General features: G+C 60.5%; 13 protein-coding genes. 9 read left to right on the forward strand and 4 right to left on the reverse strand.

The window, feature by feature from the left end:
• Positions 1–5 precede the first annotated feature (5 nt).
• From BK660_RS12910 to BK660_RS12920, 3 genes are read right to left on the reverse strand one after another with little or no spacing between them, the layout of a single operon-like run.
• Positions 6–395 (reverse strand): DNA polymerase III subunit chi, encoded by a 390-nt coding sequence (locus BK660_RS12910; protein ID WP_123433612.1) that lies wholly within the window; start codon positions 393–395, stop codon positions 6–8.
• 8 nt (positions 396–403) lie between these two features.
• Complete coding sequence (locus BK660_RS12915) at positions 404–832, reverse strand: DNA polymerase III subunit chi (protein WP_123433613.1); 429 nt, start codon at positions 830–832, stop codon at positions 404–406.
• A gap of 60 nt (positions 833–892) precedes the next feature.
• Complete coding sequence (locus tag BK660_RS12920; protein ID WP_123433614.1) at positions 893–2,383, reverse strand: leucyl aminopeptidase; 1,491 nt, start codon at positions 2,381–2,383, stop codon at positions 893–895.
• Between the two features lie 308 nt (positions 2,384–2,691).
• On the opposite strand from BK660_RS12920, the gene lptF reads away from it, so the two are divergent.
• From lptF to pdxJ, 8 genes are all read left to right on the forward strand, one after another.
• Positions 2,692–3,810: an LPS export ABC transporter permease LptF gene (gene lptF / locus BK660_RS12925; RefSeq protein WP_123433615.1), complete on the forward strand. Its 1,119-nt coding sequence runs from the start codon at positions 2,692–2,694 to the stop codon at positions 3,808–3,810.
• The gene (gene lptG / locus BK660_RS12930) at positions 3,803–4,864 is read left to right on the forward strand and encodes an LPS export ABC transporter permease LptG (RefSeq protein WP_123433616.1); all 1,062 of its coding nucleotides are present in this window, start codon (positions 3,803–3,805) and stop codon (positions 4,862–4,864) included. Before lptF ends, lptG begins: the two co-directional genes overlap by 8 nt.
• Positions 4,865–5,034: 170 nt before the next feature.
• Positions 5,035–6,834, forward strand: coding sequence for a translation elongation factor 4 (gene lepA / locus BK660_RS12935; protein ID WP_123433617.1), 1,800 nt, complete (start codon positions 5,035–5,037; stop codon positions 6,832–6,834).
• Positions 6,835–6,839: 5 nt separating this feature from the next.
• On the forward strand, positions 6,840–7,694 hold the full coding sequence (gene lepB, locus BK660_RS12940) for a signal peptidase I (protein ID WP_123433618.1): 855 nt from the start codon (positions 6,840–6,842) through the stop codon (positions 7,692–7,694).
• A 184-nt stretch (positions 7,695–7,878) separates the two neighbouring features.
• A complete protein-coding gene (rnc, locus tag BK660_RS12945) occupies positions 7,879–8,568 on the forward strand; it encodes a ribonuclease III (RefSeq protein ID WP_027924885.1) in 690 nt (229 codons plus the stop codon).
• The gene (gene era / locus BK660_RS12950) at positions 8,561–9,463 is read left to right on the forward strand and encodes a GTPase Era (RefSeq protein ID WP_027924886.1); all 903 of its coding nucleotides are present in this window, start codon (positions 8,561–8,563) and stop codon (positions 9,461–9,463) included. Before rnc ends, era begins: the two co-directional genes overlap by 8 nt.
• A 175-nt stretch (positions 9,464–9,638) precedes the next feature.
• Positions 9,639–10,328, forward strand: a complete 690-nt coding sequence (gene recO, locus BK660_RS12955) for a DNA repair protein RecO (RefSeq protein ID WP_123433619.1) — start codon at positions 9,639–9,641, stop codon at positions 10,326–10,328.
• A 47-nt stretch (positions 10,329–10,375) separates the two neighbouring features.
• Entirely contained in the window at positions 10,376–11,119 is a 744-nt protein-coding gene (pdxJ, locus tag BK660_RS12960; RefSeq protein ID WP_123433620.1) for a pyridoxine 5'-phosphate synthase, read from the forward strand.
• 129 nt (positions 11,120–11,248) lie between these two features.
• On the opposite strand, the gene mltF is transcribed toward pdxJ, so the two are convergent.
• Complete coding sequence (gene mltF / locus BK660_RS12965) at positions 11,249–12,709, reverse strand: membrane-bound lytic murein transglycosylase MltF (protein WP_123433621.1); 1,461 nt, start codon at positions 12,707–12,709, stop codon at positions 11,249–11,251.
• Between the two features lie 273 nt (positions 12,710–12,982).
• Between mltF and purL the strand changes: the two genes are divergently transcribed.
• On the forward strand, positions 12,983–16,879 hold the full coding sequence (gene purL / locus BK660_RS12970; RefSeq protein WP_123433622.1) for a phosphoribosylformylglycinamidine synthase: 3,897 nt from the start codon (positions 12,983–12,985) through the stop codon (positions 16,877–16,879).
• Positions 16,880–16,883 lie beyond the last annotated feature (4 nt).

Raw genomic sequence — 16,883 nt, forward strand, 5'->3', positions numbered from 1 at the left:
TGGTGTTATTCGTATTGGCTGAGAAGCCGCTCCATCCGTGCTTCAAGGCGACGTTTGATCTCGGTTTCAATATGCGGGGCGAAGTCGTCAATCACGTCTTGCATGATCAGCATCGCAGCAGCGCGCAGTTCGCTGTCCAGATGCAGCAGGGCGTCGGGGCCTTTGCTGGCCGCCGGCGAGGGATGCGCGGCAGCAGCGGGCGGTGGTGTCGGTTCGACCGGCTGCGGCGCAGTGCCGACAGGCTCGAACAACATGGGAATCTGTTCCTGATCGCCGTCGATGACCGTGTCGGTCAGCAGCGGTGGTTGCAGGTTGTCATCGCCGAGCAGTTGGCGGATCGACTCGAGGTCGTCCAGCAGGTGCGCGGACTTTTGCTGCGGTTTCGGAGTGTCCATCGGAATGCTCAGAGTCGCTGTAAACGGTGGTCTTGCAGAGGATAGCCCTGTTCGCGGTAGAAACGGAAACTCTCCCGCGCAGCCGCACGAATCGTCGGATCTTCCACCACCACTTCCGCCACGCGGGCGAATTTGTTGGCGAATACCGGCACTTTCAGGTCGAGATTGACCAGCAGGTCCTGGTGCTGACCGCAGTCATCACCGAGCCCCAGCACAATCAAACCGTCCGGTTCACTTTCAGCGGGACCATGAGGGACGAAGCTTTCGCCCTTGAACGCCCAGAGGCGCACATCAAGGTCGTCGCGCTGGACGACATCGCTGCAGTGCAGGTAAATGCGGTGGCCCATGCGCCAGGCTTTTTCGGTGAGCTTGCAGGCGAAATCCAGCCGTGCCGAAGGATCGGCGCTGGGCAGGATATAGAAGTCGACTTTGGTCATTGCGGTTCCTGAGCCAGGCACGGCGTCACCCGAAAGTGACGCCACCCCGGTTCATCGGTTTCAGGCTTTGGCGCGGTCCAGCAGGTATTGGGTCAGCAACGGAACCGGACGGCCAGTGGCGCCCTTGTCCTTGCCGCCGCTGGTCCATGCGGTGCCGGCGATGTCCAGGTGCGCCCAGTTCAGGTTCTTGGTGAAGCGCGACAGGAAGCAGGCAGCGGTGATGGTCCCGGCTTTCGGCCCGCCAATGTTGGCGATGTCGGCGAACGGGCTGTCCAGCTGCTCCTGGTACTCATCGAACAGCGGCAATTGCCAGGCGCGGTCGTCAGCGGTCTGGCCGGCGCTCAGCAGTTGGCCGATCAGCTCGTCGTTGTTACCCAGCAGGCCCGAAGTGTGGGCGCCCAGGGCAACGACGCAAGCGCCGGTCAGGGTCGCGATGTCGATCACGGCTTGCGGCTTGAAGCGTTCGGAGTAGGTCAGGGCATCGCACAGCACCAGGCGGCCTTCGGCGTCGGTGTTGAGGATCTCCACGGTCTGGCCGCTCATGGTGGTGACGATGTCGCCCGGGCGCGAAGCGTTGCCGCTCGGCATGTTCTCGGCACAGGCCAGGATGCACACGAGGTTGATCGGCAGTTTCAGCTCAAGCACGGCACGCAGGGTGCCGAACACGCTGGCAGCGCCGCCCATGTCGTACTTCATTTCATCCATGCCCAGGCCTGGCTTCAGGCTGATGCCGCCGGTGTCAAAGGTGATGCCTTTGCCGACCAGGGCGTAGGGCTTCTCGGATTTCTTGCCGCCGTTGTATTGCATGACGATCAGGCGCGGAGGCTGGGCGCTGCCCTGGCCCACGGCGTAGAACGAACCCATGCCCAGTTCCTTGATCTTCTTCTCATCAAGGACTTCGACTTTCAGGGTTTTGAATTCTTTGCCGAGGTTCTTGGCTTGCTCGCCGAGGAACGTCGGGTGGCAGATGTTCGGCGGCAGGTTGCCCAGGTTACGGGTGAAGGCCATGCCGTTGGCGATGGCGGTGGCGTGGGCCACGGCGCGCTCGACTTCAGCCTGTGCAGCCTTGATGGTCAGCAGGGTGACTTTCTTCAGGGCGCGAGGTTCGGCTTTCTGGCTCTTGAACTGGTCGAAGGTGTATTCGCCGTCCACCAGGGTTTCAGCCAGCAGGCGGGTCTTGCCGTAGCTGTCGCGGCCCTTGACCACGATTTCGTCCAGCGCCAGCACGGCGTCGGTGCCGCCCAGGCCTTTCAGGGTGTTGAGGACGCCGGCAATGATTTTGCGGAACGGGCGGTCGCCCAGCTCTTCGTCCTTGCCCACGCCTACCAGCAGAACGCGATCCGCCTTGAGGTTCGGCAGGCTGTGCAGCAACAGGCTCTGGCCGACTTTGCCGGCGAGGTCGCCGCGCTTGAGCACAGCGCTGATCGCACCGCCAGTCAGTTCGTCCAGCTGTTTGGCCACGGCGCCGAGCTTGCGGCCTTCGCCGACGGCGACGACCAGCGTGGCGGTCTTCAACGTTTCTGGGCTAACGCTTTTTACAACCAGTTCCATGTCCGGGTCCCTGAATAATGGTCAACGTGCGTGGGCAAAACGGCGACGCACAGACGCTTGCTTGTATAGATGGAAAGACGCAGGTCACGGCCCGCGACAAAGGCCGCAGTTTGAACCTCGCTCCCTGCGCCTGACAACCCTCGGTTGTACGATCTTCAACGCATTGAGCGCCAGCTTGAGCATGCGCAGTGACAGGCGCACTCAATCACAGGATAATGCGCCATCTTTTTCGGCGGCTCTGCCCTGCGGGCTGTCTGATACGTTTGCTTGTTTGGCCGCCTTAGCCTGACAACCCTGGAGTGTCTGGTTTGATTGTCTTCCGTTATCTGTCCCGCGAAGTCCTGTTGACCTTGAGCGCCGTCAGCGCCGTGCTGCTGGTCATCATCATGAGCGGGCGCTTCATCAAATACCTCGCCCAGGCGGCCTCGGGCCTGCTGGATCCTGGCTCGCTGTTCCTGATCATGGGCTTCCGCCTGCCGGGCTTCCTGCAGCTGATCCTGCCGCTGGGCCTGTTTCTCGGGATCCTGCTGGCGTACGGTCGCCTGTACCTCGAAAGCGAGATGACCGTGCTGTCGGCCACCGGCATGAGCCAGCAGCGCCTGTTTGTCATTACCCTGTTTCCAGCCACGCTGGTTGCGCTGGTCGTGGCCTGGCTGAGCCTGAGCCTGGCGCCACAAGGTGCCAATCAGTTCCAGCTGCTGCTGAACAAGCAGGATGCGCTGACCGAGTTCGACACCCTCGAGCCGGGTCGCTTCCAGGCGTTGCGTGACGGGACCCGGGTGACCTATACCGAGCAGTTGACCGATGACCGTGTCAATCTGGCGGGTGTGTTCATTTCGCAGAAGAACACCAACTCTGACCAGAAGGATCGCGGGATTTCCGTGCTGGTGGCCGAGAAGGGCCGCCAGGAAATCCGCCCGGACGGCAACCGCTACCTGATTCTCGACAACGGTTATCGCTATGACGGTAATCCGGGGCAGGCCGACTATCGCGCGATCAAGTACGACGAGTACGGGGTATTGCTGCCAAAGCCGGACGTCAGTGACGAAGTGACCGACCGTGATGCAATGAGCACCCGTTCCTTGCTCGACAACACAGACCCACGTTCACGCGCCGAGCTGCAATGGCGTCTGTCCCTGCCGCTGCTGGTGTTCATCGTGACCCTGATGGCGGTGCCGTTGTCGCGGGTCAACCCGCGTCAGGGCCGCTTCCTCAAGCTGCTGCCGGCGATTCTTCTTTATATGGCTTACCTGACCATCCTGATTGCCGCCCGCGGCGCTCTCGACAAGGGCAAGATTCCACATGCCCTGGGGTTGTGGTGGGTTCACGGGTTGTTCCTGGTCATTGGTCTCGGGTTGCTTTACTGGGAGCCGTTGCGCTTGAAGATGGCGAGTCGCCGCAGCGCGCTGGAGGTGGCCCGTGGTTAAGCTCGATCGCTACATCGGTAGCAGCGTATTCATGGCCATCCTCGCGGTACTGGGGATCATTCTCGGTCTGGCGACGCTGTTTGCCTTCATCGACGAGATGGGTGAGGTCAGCGATACCTACACGCTGCTGGATGCTTCCAGTTACGTGTTGCTCACGGCCCCGCGTCGTCTTTACGACATGTTGCCAATGGCGGCACTGATCGGATGCCTGATTGGCCTCGGCAGTCTGGCCAGCAACAGTGAACTGACCATCATGCGCGCCGCGGGCGTGTCGATCGGTCGGATCGTCTGGGCGGTCATGAAGCCGATGCTGATCCTGATGGTCGTGGGTGTCGTGATTGGCGAATACGTTGCGCCGGCCACCGAAGTCACGGCGCAGGCCAATCGCTCGCTGGCCCAGGGCAGCGGTGATGCGCAAAGCGCCAAGCACGGCTTGTGGCATCGCCAGGGTGACGAGTTCATTCACGTCAACTCCGTGCAGCCCAACGGTATTCTGTACGGCGTGACGCGTTATCGCTTCGATAAAGAACGCCACATGTTGTCGGCAAGCTTCGCCAAACGTGCCGAGTTCGACAAAGATCACTGGCAACTCGGCGACGTCACGACCACGGTGTTCCACGACAAGAGCACCGAAGTGGTCACCACCCCCGTCGAGCGCTGGGATATTGCCCTGAGCCCGCAGTTGCTGGACACCGTGGTCATGGCGCCCGAGTCGCTGTCGATCAGCGGATTGTGGGGTTACATCCACTATCTGGCGGATCAGGGCTTGAGCAATGGCCGTTACTGGCTGGCGTTTTGGGTCAAGGTGTTGCAGCCACTGGTGACGGCGGCGCTGGTACTGATGGCGATTTCCTTCATCTTTGGTCCTCTGCGTTCGGTGACCCTCGGCCAGCGTGTGTTCACCGGCGTCCTGGTGGGCTTCACCTTCCGTATCGTCCAGGATTTGCTGGGGCCTTCGAGCCTGGTGTTCGGTTTCTCGCCGCTGTTTGCGGTGCTGATTCCGGCCGGTGTCTGCGCCTTGGCCGGCGTCTGGCTGTTGCGCCGGGCCGGTTGAACGAGGGTTTTTCCTGACTCCGCCGCCATCTGAAACGCCCCTGTCGCAAGACCGGGGCGTTTTTGTACGTGCCGTCTGACCTGCGAACGTGACGCTTGCGCCGTGGATCAGGTACAATTCCCGGCTATTTTTCGGCGGGCTATGCCTGCAGCCTTTTTGAGTGTTGATCCGTGAGTGATTTGAGTCATATCCGCAATTTCTCCATCATCGCCCACATTGACCATGGCAAGTCGACGCTGGCTGATCGATTCATCCAGATGTGCGGCGGCCTTGCCGAGCGCGAAATGGAAGCCCAGGTGCTGGACTCCATGGACCTGGAGCGTGAACGCGGGATCACCATCAAGGCCCACAGCGTCACCCTTTATTACACCGCTCGCGATGGCATCAAGTATCAGCTGAACTTCATTGACACCCCCGGCCACGTTGACTTCACCTATGAAGTCAGCCGGTCGCTGGCGGCCTGTGAAGGTGCGTTGCTGGTGGTCGATGCCGGTCAGGGCGTTGAAGCGCAGTCGGTTGCCAACTGCTACACGGCGATCGAGCAGGGCCTGGAAGTCATGCCTGTCCTGAACAAGATCGACCTGCCACAGGCCGATCCGGACCGCGTCAAGGAAGAAATCGAAAAAATCATCGGCATCGATGCCACCGACGCGGTCGAGTGCTCGGCCAAGACCGGCCTGGGCGTCGACGAAGTGCTCGAGCGCCTGGTCGCCACCATTCCACCGCCGACCGGTAACTACGAAGATCCGCTGCAAGCGTTGATCATCGACTCCTGGTTCGACAACTACCTGGGCGTTGTTTCCCTGGTACGCGTGCGCCAAGGTCGTGTGAAGAAGGGCGACAAGATCCTGGTTAAATCCACCGGCAAGATCCACCTGGTGGACAGCGTCGGTGTCTTCAACCCGAAACACACCCCGACTGCAGACCTGAAGGCCGGTGAAGTGGGCTTCATTATTGCCAGCATCAAGGACATTCACGGCGCGCCAGTGGGCGACACCCTGACCTTGAGCTCGACGCCAGACGTCGACGTGCTGCCTGGTTTCAAACGCATTCAGCCGCAGGTCTACGCCGGTCTGTTCCCGGTCAGCTCCGACGACTTCGAAGATTTCCGTGAAGCCCTGCAAAAGCTCACGCTCAACGACTCGTCCCTGCAGTACACCCCGGAAAGCTCCGACGCCCTGGGCTTCGGCTTCCGTTGCGGGTTCCTCGGCATGCTGCACATGGAAATCATCCAGGAGCGCCTGGAGCGCGAGTACGACCTGGACCTGATCACCACAGCGCCGACAGTAATTTTCGAGCTGTTGCTGAAAACCGGTGAGACGATCTACGTCGATAACCCGTCGAAGCTTCCGGACCTGTCCTCGATCGAAGACATGCGCGAGCCGATCGTGCGGGCCAATATTCTTGTGCCGCAAGAACACCTGGGCAACGTCATTACCCTGTGCATCGAAAAACGTGGCGTGCAACACGACATGTTGTTCCTCGGTTCCCAGGTCCAGGTGACCTACGATTTGCCGATGAACGAAGTGGTCCTGGACTTCTTCGACCGTCTGAAATCGACCAGCCGTGGTTATGCGTCGCTGGATTACCATTTCGATCGTTATCAATCGGCTAGTCTGGTGAAACTGGATGTGCTGATCAACGGTGACAAGGTCGACGCCCTGGCGCTGATCGTGCACAAGGATAACGCGCACTACAAAGGTCGCCAGTTGACCGAGAAGATGAAAGAACTGATTCCGCGCCAGATGTTCGACGTCGCGATCCAGGCCGCCATTGGCGGGCAGATCATTGCGCGGACCTCCGTCAAGGCACTCAGAAAGAACGTATTGGCCAAATGCTACGGCGGTGACGTTAGCCGTAAGAAGAAGCTGCTTGAAAAGCAAAAGGCCGGTAAAAAACGCATGAAGCAAGTCGGCAACGTGGAAATTCCACAAGAAGCCTTCCTTGCAGTGCTCAGGTTGGATAGTTAGGTCCTATGTCACTAAATTTCCCGCTGTTGCTGGTCATCGCCGTGTTCGTCTGCGGCCTGTTGGCGTTGCTCGATCTGGTTTTCCTGGCACCGCGTCGGCGTGCTGCCATTGCCTCCTATCAGGGCAGCGTCAGCCAGCCTGACGGGGTGGTGATCGAGAAACTGAACAAAGAGCCGATGCTGGTCGAATACGGCAAGTCGTTCTTCCCGGTGTTGTTCATCGTGCTGGTCCTGCGTTCGTTCCTGGTGGAACCGTTCCAGATTCCGTCCGGTTCGATGAAACCGACCCTGGACGTCGGCGACTTCATTCTGGTGAACAAGTTTTCTTACGGGATCCGCCTGCCGGTGATCGACAAGAAAGTCATCGAAGTCGGTGATCCGCAGCGCGGTGATGTGATGGTGTTCCGTTACCCGAGCGATCCGAACGTCAACTACATCAAGCGTGTAGTGGGCCTGCCGGGTGACACGATTCGCTACACCGCCGACAAGCGTCTGTTCGTCAACGGTGAGTCGATTGCCGAGCAACTGGTCGGCTCCGAGCCGGGCACGCTGGGCAGCGCTGAGCTCTACAAGGAAAAACTCGGCGTTGCCGAGCACCTGATCCGCAAGGAAATGAGCCGTTATCGCGCCACGCCGGACCATTCGTGGACCGTGCCCGCCGGGCACTATTTCATGATGGGCGACAACCGCGACAACTCCAACGACAGTCGCTACTGGGATGATCCAAGCATTCCCAAGGATCTGCTGGGCATGGTTCCCGACAAGAATATCGTCGGCAAGGCCTTCGCAGTCTGGATGAGCTGGCCGGAACCCAAACTCAGTCACCTGCCGAATTTCTCGCGGGTTGGCCTGATCAAGTAATCACACACGGCGCTGTTGAACACAGCGCCGAATGCTTTTCTGGAGTCGGCACAATCGGCCCCGGCAGCATGAAGCCAATGATATTCAGGACGTAATTTTTGAACACAGCGTTAATTGTCCCAGGCCTGCGCCGTATCACGGCGATGGCGGTGGAATCCAACCACGAACTCAGCGTGGGTAAACCGTGAGCGTCTCCTTAAGTCGTCTAGAGCGTCAGCTCGGCTACACCTTCAAGGACCAGGAACTGATGGTTCTGGCCCTGACTCACCGCAGCTTTGCCGGGCGTAACAACGAACGCCTGGAATTCCTCGGTGATGCCATCCTTAACTTCGTCGCTGGTGAGGCGCTGTTCGATCGCTTCCCGCTGGCCCGCGAAGGCCAGTTGTCGCGTTTGCGCGCACGTCTGGTGAAAGGTGAGACGCTGGCCGTACTGGCTCGCGGTTTCGATCTGGGCGACTACCTGCGCCTGGGCTCCGGTGAATTGAAAAGCGGCGGCTTCCGTCGTGAGTCGATTCTGGCCGACGCCCTGGAAGCGCTGATTGGTGCGATCTACCTCGACGCCGGCATGGACATGGCGCGCGAGCGAGTGTTGGCCTGGCTGGCCGGTGAGTTCGAAGGCCTGACGCTGGTCGACACCAACAAAGATCCAAAAACTCGCCTGCAGGAATTCCTGCAATCGCGCGGTTGTGAGCTGCCACGTTACGAAGTGGTGGATATCCAGGGTGAGCCGCATTGCCGGACGTTCTTCGTCGAATGTGAAATCACCTTACTGAATGAAAAAAGCCGAGGTCAGGGTGTGAGTCGTCGTATTGCCGAACAGGTAGCGGCCGCCGCAGCACTGATTGCCCTGGGTGTGGAGAATGGCAATGACTGATACAAACGCAACTCGCTGTGGCTATGTTGCCATCGTCGGCCGTCCCAACGTGGGCAAGTCCACGCTGCTGAACCACATCCTGGGTCAGAAACTGGCGATCACCTCGCGCAAGCCGCAAACCACCCGCCACAACATGCTGGGCATCAAGACCGAAGGCGCCGTGCAGGCGATCTACGTCGACACCCCGGGCATGCACAAGGGCGGCGAAAAGGCTCTGAACCGCTACATGAACAAGACCGCTTCGGCGGCGTTGAAAGACGTCGACGTGGTGATCTTCGTGGTTGACCGCACCAAGTGGACCGACGAAGACCAGATGGTCCTCGAACGCGTTCAGTACGTGACCGGCCCGCTGATCGTGGCACTGAACAAGACTGACCGCATCGAAGACAAGGCCGAGCTGATGCCGCACCTGAGCTGGTTGCAGGAACAGCTGCCGAACGCGCAGATCATGCCGATCTCGGCCCAGCACGGGCACAACCTCGAAGCACTGGAACGCGTGATCGCCGGTTACCTGCCGGAAAACGATCACTTCTTCCCGGAAGACCAGATCACTGACCGCAGCAGCCGCTTCCTCGCCGCCGAACTGGTGCGCGAAAAAATCATGCGCCAGATGGGCGCCGAGCTGCCGTACCAGATCACCGTGGAAATCGAAGAGTTCAAGCAGCAGGGCAAAACCCTGCACATTCATGCTTTGATCCTCGTTGAACGCGACGGCCAGAAGAAGATCATCATTGGCGACAAGGGCGAGCGCATCAAGCGCATCGGCACCGAGGCACGCAAGGACATGGAGCTGCTGTTCGACTCCAAGATCATGCTCAACCTCTGGGTGAAAGTGAAAGGCGGCTGGTCCGATGACGAGCGCGCGTTGCGTTCGCTGGGTTACGGCGACCTGTAATCGCTTAACTCTGGCTACACAAAGATCGAATGTGGGAGCGGGCTTGCTCGCGAATGCGGTGTGACAGACAACGAAGATGTTGAATGTTAAGCCGCCTTCGCGAGCAAGCCCGCTCCCACATTGGTTAGCGCTGTTTTCACTGGCTGTATTCTCCCTCTAGAGATACTCGACGCCCATGTCCCAAACCCCACCCATCGGCCAACCCGCCTACGTCCTCCACTCCCGCGCCTATCGCGAAAACAGTGCGTTGGTGGATTTCCTCACGCCGCAAGGTCGGCTGCGGGCAGTGTTGCGCAGTGCGCGGGGCAAGGCCGGGACGTTGGCGCGTCCCTTTGTGCCGCTGGAAGTCGAGTTTCGCGGGCGTGGCGAGCTGAAGAACGTCGGGCGCATGGAAAGTGCCGGTGTCTCCACCTGGCTCAGCGGTGAGGCGTTGTTCAGCGGCCTTTACCTCAATGAACTGTTGATCCGCCTGTTGCCCTCCGAAGACCCTCATCCCGGAGTATTCGATCACTACGCGGCGACCCTGCTCGCGCTGGCCGAAGGCCGCCCGTTGGAGCCGTTGTTGCGCTCGTTCGAATGGCGCCTGCTCGACGACCTCGGTTACGGCTTTGCACTGACCACGGACATCCACGGCGAGCCCATCGCCCCGGACGGTCTCTACCGTTTGCAGGTGGACGCTGGCCTGGAGCAGGTCTATCTGCTGCAACCCGGTTTGTTCAATGGCACCGAACTGCTGGCCATGGCCGATGCGGACTGGACCGCGCCCGGTGCGCTGTCTGCCGCCAAGCGTCTGATGCGCCAGGCACTGGCGGTACATCTGGGCGGTCGCCCTTTAGTCAGCCGCGAGCTGTTTCGCAAGCCGTAGTCTCCCCGTATGCTGTGCGCCGAATCTTTAAATTCAGGAGCGCTTCCGTGACCACCAGCAATCGCATTCTTCTTGGCGTGAACATCGACCACGTTGCCACCCTGCGTCAGGCCCGGGGCACTCGCTATCCGGATCCGGTCAAGGCTGCACTGGACGCGGAAGAGGCGGGCGCTGACGGCATCACCGTGCATTTGCGCGAAGACCGCCGGCACATCCAGGAACGCGACGTTCTTGTGCTCAAGGACGTGCTGCAAACCCGCATGAACTTTGAAATGGGCGTCACCGAAGAAATGATGCTGTTCGCCGAGCACATTCGCCCGGCGCACATTTGCCTGGTCCCGGAAACCCGTCAGGAACTGACCACTGAAGGTGGTCTGGACGTGGCAGGGCAAGAAGCGCGGATCAAAGCCGCGGTGGATCGCTTGTCGAAGATCGGCTGCGAAGTGTCGCTGTTTATCGACGCTGATGAGCGCCAGATTGAGGCCTCGCGTCGTGTGGGTGCGCCGGCGATCGAACTGCATACCGGGCGTTATGCCGATGCCGAAACACCGACTGACGTGGCTGAGGAGCTCAAGCGCGTAGCCGATGGGGTAGCGTTTGGCCTGGCTCAAGGGCTGATCGTCAACGCAGGGCATGGTTTGCACTACCACAACGTAGAAGCCGTGGCGGCGATCAAAGGCATCAACGAGCTGAACATCGGCCACGCGTTGGTGGCGCATGCGTTGTTTGTTGGCTTCAAGTCGGCGGTGTCTGAAATGAAAGCGCTGATCCTGGCCGCTGCAAAAGCCTGAGGCCCAAACACAAAACAACTGTGGGAGCGAGCCTGCTCGCGAAGGCGGTTTATCATTCAACATTTCTGTTGGCTGACACACCGCTTTCGCGAGCAAGCCCGCTCCCACATTTGATTTGTGTTGTCAGTGTTAGAGCGGCGCAGGTTCCTGAGCCGGTTTCGACTTGTCGATCCCCGGTACATGCAGGTTGCCTTCCGCCACCTGGTCACCCTCAAGCTGTGGCTGCGTGACCCACGTCAGGATGTCGTAGTAACGACGGATGTTCGCCACGAAGTGCACCGGCTCGCCGCCTCGGGCGTAGCCATAGCGCGTCTTGCTGTACCACTTTTTCTCGGACAGGCGCGGCAGGATTTTCTTCACGTCCAGCCACTTGTCAGGATTCAGCCCTTCCTTCGCCGCCAGTTTGCGCGCGTCATCCAGGTGACCGCTGCCAACGTTGTAAGCCGCCAGGGCAAACCAGGTGCGGTCCGGTTCCTGGATCGACTCGTCCAGCTGATCCTTCATATAAGCCAGGTACTTGGCGCCGCCCATGATGCTCTGCTTGGGGTCGAGGCGGTTGGACACGCCCATGGCTTGCGCGGTGTTCTGGGTCAGCATCATCAGGCCACGCACGCCGGTCTTGGACGTGACCGCCGGTTGCCACAACGACTCCTGATAACCGATTGCGGCCAGCAGACGCCAGTCGACCTGTTCCTTCTTGGCATACGCCTTGAAGTGTTGTTCGTACTTGGGCAGCCGCTGCTGCAAATGCTGGGCGAACGTGGTGGCGCCCATGTAGCCGAGGACGTCGACATGCCCGTAGTAGCGATCCTTGAGGCGCTGCAGGGTGCCGTTTTTCTGCACCTTGTCGAGGTAAGCGTTGATTTCGTTAAGCAGGCTGTTGTCTTCGCCGGCGGCCACGGCCCAGCTCTGGTTGCTGGCGTCGCCGAGGTCAAAGGCGACCCGGATGTTGGTGAAGTACACCTGATTCATCGCGACTTCGTTGGAATCGACCAGCGTCAGGTCGATCTGGCCTTCATCGACCATGCGCAGCAGGTCGACGACTTCAACCGCGTCGGATTCTTCGTATTCAATGCCGGGGTATTTCTTTTTCAGCTCTGCCAGCTGTTCGGCGTGGGTACTGCCCTTGAGCACCATGATCTTCTTGCCGACCAGATCACCCGCGTCGGTCGGCCGCGACTGGCCGTTGCGGTAGATGATCTGTGGGGTGACTTCCAGGTAGGAGTGGGAAAACCGCACCTGTTTTTTGCGCGCTTCGCTGCTGACCAGACCGGCAGCCGCCAGCACCGGGCCGTTAGGCTTGCCCACCTGATTGAACAGGTCGTCAAGGTTGTCGGCGGTCTCGATCTTGAGTTCCACCCCCAGATCGTCGGCGAAGCGCTTCACCAGCTCGTATTCGAAGCCGGTTTCACCGTTACGATCCTGAAAGTAGGTGGCGGGGCTGTTTCGGGTAACCACCCGCAGCACGCCATCCTCCTTTACGCGCTCAAGCGTGTTGGGTTTATCAACACAGCCACTGAGCATCAGGAAGAGTCCGGTTGCGATCAGCCATTTGGCGTACCGCGGACGCAAAGCCGTTGGGGAAAACATCTGCGCAGTATACGCAAAGGACCACGGCCGCCATATCTCGACAGAGAAGGGCTTGTCTGCTAGGCAATTGAAAACCGCTCCGGAGCCCGCAGGAATGGGCCCGAACAGGATTTTGTGACAGAAAAAATAACCCTTTTTGAGCGCCATTCTCAGGCCCGGATCCCCAGTCCGACACGCAGGTGTTGCCGCCTGTACCGTTTCGGGTGATGTCGCGGGCGGTTTAGGCTAGAATGCACGGCCTCAAAGCACACCCCTCCCGAGGCTGTCCCGAAGATGTTGATCCTGCGCGGCGCTCCTGCCCTTTCTGCCTTTCGCCACAGCAAACTCCTTGAGCAACTGAGCCAGAAGGTCCCGGCTGTCAGCGGCCTGTATGCTGAATTCGCTCACTTCGCCGAAGTGACCGGCGTCCTGACCGGCGACGAACAGCAGGTGCTCGCGCGCCTTCTGAAGTACGGCCCAAGTGTTCCGGTACAAGAGCCGACCGGTCGTCTGTTCCTGGTGTTGCCGCGTTTCGGCACCATCTCGCCGTGGTCCAGTAAAGCCAGCGACATCGCTCGCAACTGCGGCCTGAGCAAGATCCAGCGCCTGGAACGCGGCATCGCGTTCTATGTAGCCGGTCAGTTCAGCGACACCGAAGCACAGCTGATTTCCGATACCCTGCACGACCGCATGACGCAAATCGTTCTGGCCAACCTCGAACAGGCCGCCGGCCTGTTCAGCCACGCCGAACCGAAGCCGCTGACCGCGATCGACGTGCTGGGTGGCGGCCGCGCCGCGCTGGAAAAAGCCAACACCGAGCTGGGCCTGGCCCTGGCCGAAGACGAAATCGATTACCTGGTCAACGCCTTCGTCGGCTTGAAGCGCAACCCGCACGACATCGAACTGATGATGTTCGCCCAGGCGAACTCCGAGCACTGCCGCCACAAGATCTTCAACGCCAGTTGGGACATCGACGGTCAGAGCCAGGAAAAAAGTCTGTTCGGCATGATCAAGAACACCTACGTGATGCACAGCGAAGGCGTTCTGTCGGCTTATAAGGACAACGCCTCGGTCATCGTCGGCAACGTCGCCGGCCGTTTCTTCCCGGACCCTGAAACCCGTCAGTACGGCGCGGTGCAGGAACCGGTACACATCCTGATGAAAGTCGAAACCCACAACCACCCGACTGCGATTGCCCCGTTCCCGGGCGCATCCACCGGCAGTGGCGGTGAGATTCGTGACGAAGGCGCAACCGGCCGTGGCGCCAAGCCGAAGGCTGGCCTGACCGGTTTCACCGTATCGAACCTGCAAATCCCGGGCTTCGAACAGCCATGGGAAGTGCCGTACGGCAAACCTGAGCGCATCGTCACCGCGCTGGACATCATGATCGAAGGCCCACTGGGTGGCGCCGCGTTCAACAACGAATTCGGTCGTCCAGCCCTGACCGGTTACTTCCGTACCTTCGAACAGTCGATCACCACCCCGCGTGGCGACGAAGTTCGTGGTTACCACAAGCCGATCATGCTGGCCGGCGGCATGGGTAACATCCGTGCCGAACACGTACAGAAAGGCGAGATCACTGTTGGCTCCAAGCTGGTCGTGCTTGGTGGCCCGGCGATGTTGATCGGTCTGGGCGGCGGCGCAGCTTCCTCCATGGCCACCGGCACCAGCTCGGCTGACCTGGACTTCGCTTCCGTACAGCGCGAAAACCCTGAGATGGAACGTCGCTGCCAGGAAGTCATCGACCGTTGCTGGCAGTTGGGCGACAAAAACCCGATTAGCTTCATCCACGACGTCGGCGCAGGCGGTCTGTCCAACGCCTTCCCGGAGCTGGTCAATGACGGCAACCGAGGCGGCCGCTTCGAATTGCGCAACATTCCAAACGACGAGCCGGGCATGGCCCCGCACGAAATTTGGAGTAACGAATCCCAAGAGCGCTACGTGTTGGCGGTCGGCCCGGCCGACTTCGAACGCTTCCAGGCGATCTGCGAGCGCGAGCGCTGCCCGTTCGCGGTCGTCGGCGAAGCCACTGCCGAGCCGCAACTGACCGTCACCGACAGCCACTTCGGCAACAGCCCGGTGGACATGCCACTCGAAGTGCTGCTGGGCAAAGCCCCGCGCATGCACCGTTCGGCCGTTCGCGAAAACGAACTGGGCGACGACTTCGATCCGTCGACGCTGGAGATTGCAGACTGCGTAGAACGCGTTCTGCATCACCCGGCCGTGGCGAGCAAAAGCTTCCTGATCACCATCGGCGACCGCACCATCACCGGCCTCGTGGCCCGTGACCAAATGGTCGGCCCGTGGCAGGTTCCGGTGGCCGACGTTGCCGTCACCGCCACCAGCTTCGACGTCTACACCGGTGAAGCCATGGCGATGGGCGAGCGCACTCCGCTGGCACTGCTGGACGCTCCGGCGTCGGGCCGCATGGCCATTGGCGAAACCCTGACCAACATCGCCGCTTCGCGCATCAACAAGATTTCCGACATCAAGCTGTCGGCGAACTGGATGTCCGCTGCTGGCCACCCGGGTGAAGACGCGCGTCTGTACGACACCGTGAAAGCGGTCGGCATGGAACTGTGCCCTGAGCTGGGTATCACCATTCCGGTGGGCAAGGACTCCATGTCCATGGCCACGCGCTGGAGCGACGAAGGCGTCGACAAGACGGTCACTTCGCCGATGTCCCTGATCGTGACCGGTTTCGCGCCAGTGGCTGACATCCGTCAGACCCTGACCCCGGAACTGCGCATGAACAAGGGCACCACCGACCTGATCCTGATCGATCTGGGCCGTGGCCAGAACCGCATGGGCGCCTCGATCCTGGCCCAGGTTCACGGCAAACTCGGCTCGCAAGCGCCGGACGTCGATGATGCCGAAGACCTGAAAGCTTTCTTCGCCGTGATCCAGGGCCTCAACGCCGACGGTCACTTGCTGGCGTACCACGACCGTTCCGACGGTGGTCTGCTGACCAGCGTGGTGGAAATGGCCTTCGCCGGTCACTGCGGTTTGAGCCTGAACCTCGACGGTCTGGCTGAAACCTCCGCCGACATCGCCGCTATCCTGTTCAACGAAGAACTCGGCGCTGTGATCCAGGTTCGTCAGGACGCCACCCCGGACATCCTCGCGCAGTTCAGCGCAGCCGGTCTGGGCGATTGCGTGTCGGTGATCGGTCAGCCAATGAACAACGGCCAGATCAGCATCACCTTCAACGGCGAAACCGTGTTTGAAGGTCAGCGTCGTCTGCTGCAGCGTCAGTGGGCTGAAACCAGCTACCAGATCCAGCGTCTGCGTGATAACGCCGACTGCGCCGAGCAAGAGTTCGACGTGCTGCTGGAAGAAGACAACCCGGGCCTGAGCGTCAAGCTCAGCTACGACGTCAACCAGGACGTCGCTGCGCCTTACATCAAGAAAGGCATTCGTCCACAGGTTGCCGTGCTGCGTGAGCAGGGCGTCAACGGTCAGGTGGAAATGGCGGCCGCGTTCGACCGCGCCGGTTTCAACGCGATCGACGTGCACATGAGCGACATCCTGGCCGGCCGTGTCGACCTGAATGACTTCAAAGGCATGGTCGCTTGTGGCGGTTTCTCCTACGGCGACGTGCTGGGTGCCGGCGAAGGCTGGGCCAAGTCAGCGCTGTTCAACAGCCGTGCTCGCGATGCGTTCCAGGGTTTCTTCGAACGTAACGACAGCTTCACCCTCGGCGTGTGCAACGGTTGCCAGATGATGTCCAACCTGCACGAGCTGATCCCGGGCAGCGAATTCTGGCCGCACTTCGTGCGTAACCGCTCCGAGCAGTTCGAAGCGCGCGTGGCGATGGTTCAGGTCCAGGAGTCGAACTCGATCTTCCTGCAGGGCATGGCCGGTTCGCGCATGCCAATCGCCATCGCTCACGGTGAAGGTCATGCCGAGTTCGCCAGCGAAGAAGCATTGCTGGAAGCCGATCTGTCGGGTTGCGTGGCGATGCGTTTCGTCGACAACCACGGCAAGGTCACCGAAAAATACCCGGCCAACCCGAACGGCTCGCCGCGCGGGATCACCGGTTTGACCAGCCGCGACGGTCGCGTAACGATCATGATGCCGCACCCGGAGCGTGTGTTCCGCGCGGTGCAGAACTCGTGGCGTTCGGAAGACTGGAACGAAGACGCTCCTTGGATGCGTATGTTCCGTAACGCTCGCGTGTGGGTGAACTAAGCGT

This window comes from Pseudomonas brassicacearum, from assembly GCF_003732265.1.
In the GTDB taxonomy this organism is placed as follows: Bacteria; Pseudomonadota; Gammaproteobacteria; order Pseudomonadales; family Pseudomonadaceae; genus Aquipseudomonas; species Aquipseudomonas brassicacearum_D.

Coding starts and splice junctions, on each gene's coding strand:
- BK660_RS12910 (WP_123433612.1), bottom strand. CDS start 395: ATGGACACTCCGAAACCGCAGCAAAAGTCCGCGCACCTGCTGGACGAC.
- BK660_RS12915 (WP_123433613.1), bottom strand. CDS start 832: ATGACCAAAGTCGACTTCTATATCCTGCCCAGCGCCGATCCTTCGGCA.
- BK660_RS12920 (WP_123433614.1), bottom strand. CDS start 2,383: ATGGAACTGGTTGTAAAAAGCGTTAGCCCAGAAACGTTGAAGACCGCC.
- lepB (WP_123433618.1), top strand. CDS start 6,840: ATGTCACTAAATTTCCCGCTGTTGCTGGTCATCGCCGTGTTCGTCTGC.
- era (WP_027924886.1), top strand. CDS start 8,561: ATGACTGATACAAACGCAACTCGCTGTGGCTATGTTGCCATCGTCGGC.
- recO (WP_123433619.1), top strand. CDS start 9,639: ATGTCCCAAACCCCACCCATCGGCCAACCCGCCTACGTCCTCCACTCC.
- mltF (WP_123433621.1), bottom strand. CDS start 12,709: ATGTTTTCCCCAACGGCTTTGCGTCCGCGGTACGCCAAATGGCTGATC.
- purL (WP_123433622.1), top strand. CDS start 12,983: ATGTTGATCCTGCGCGGCGCTCCTGCCCTTTCTGCCTTTCGCCACAGC.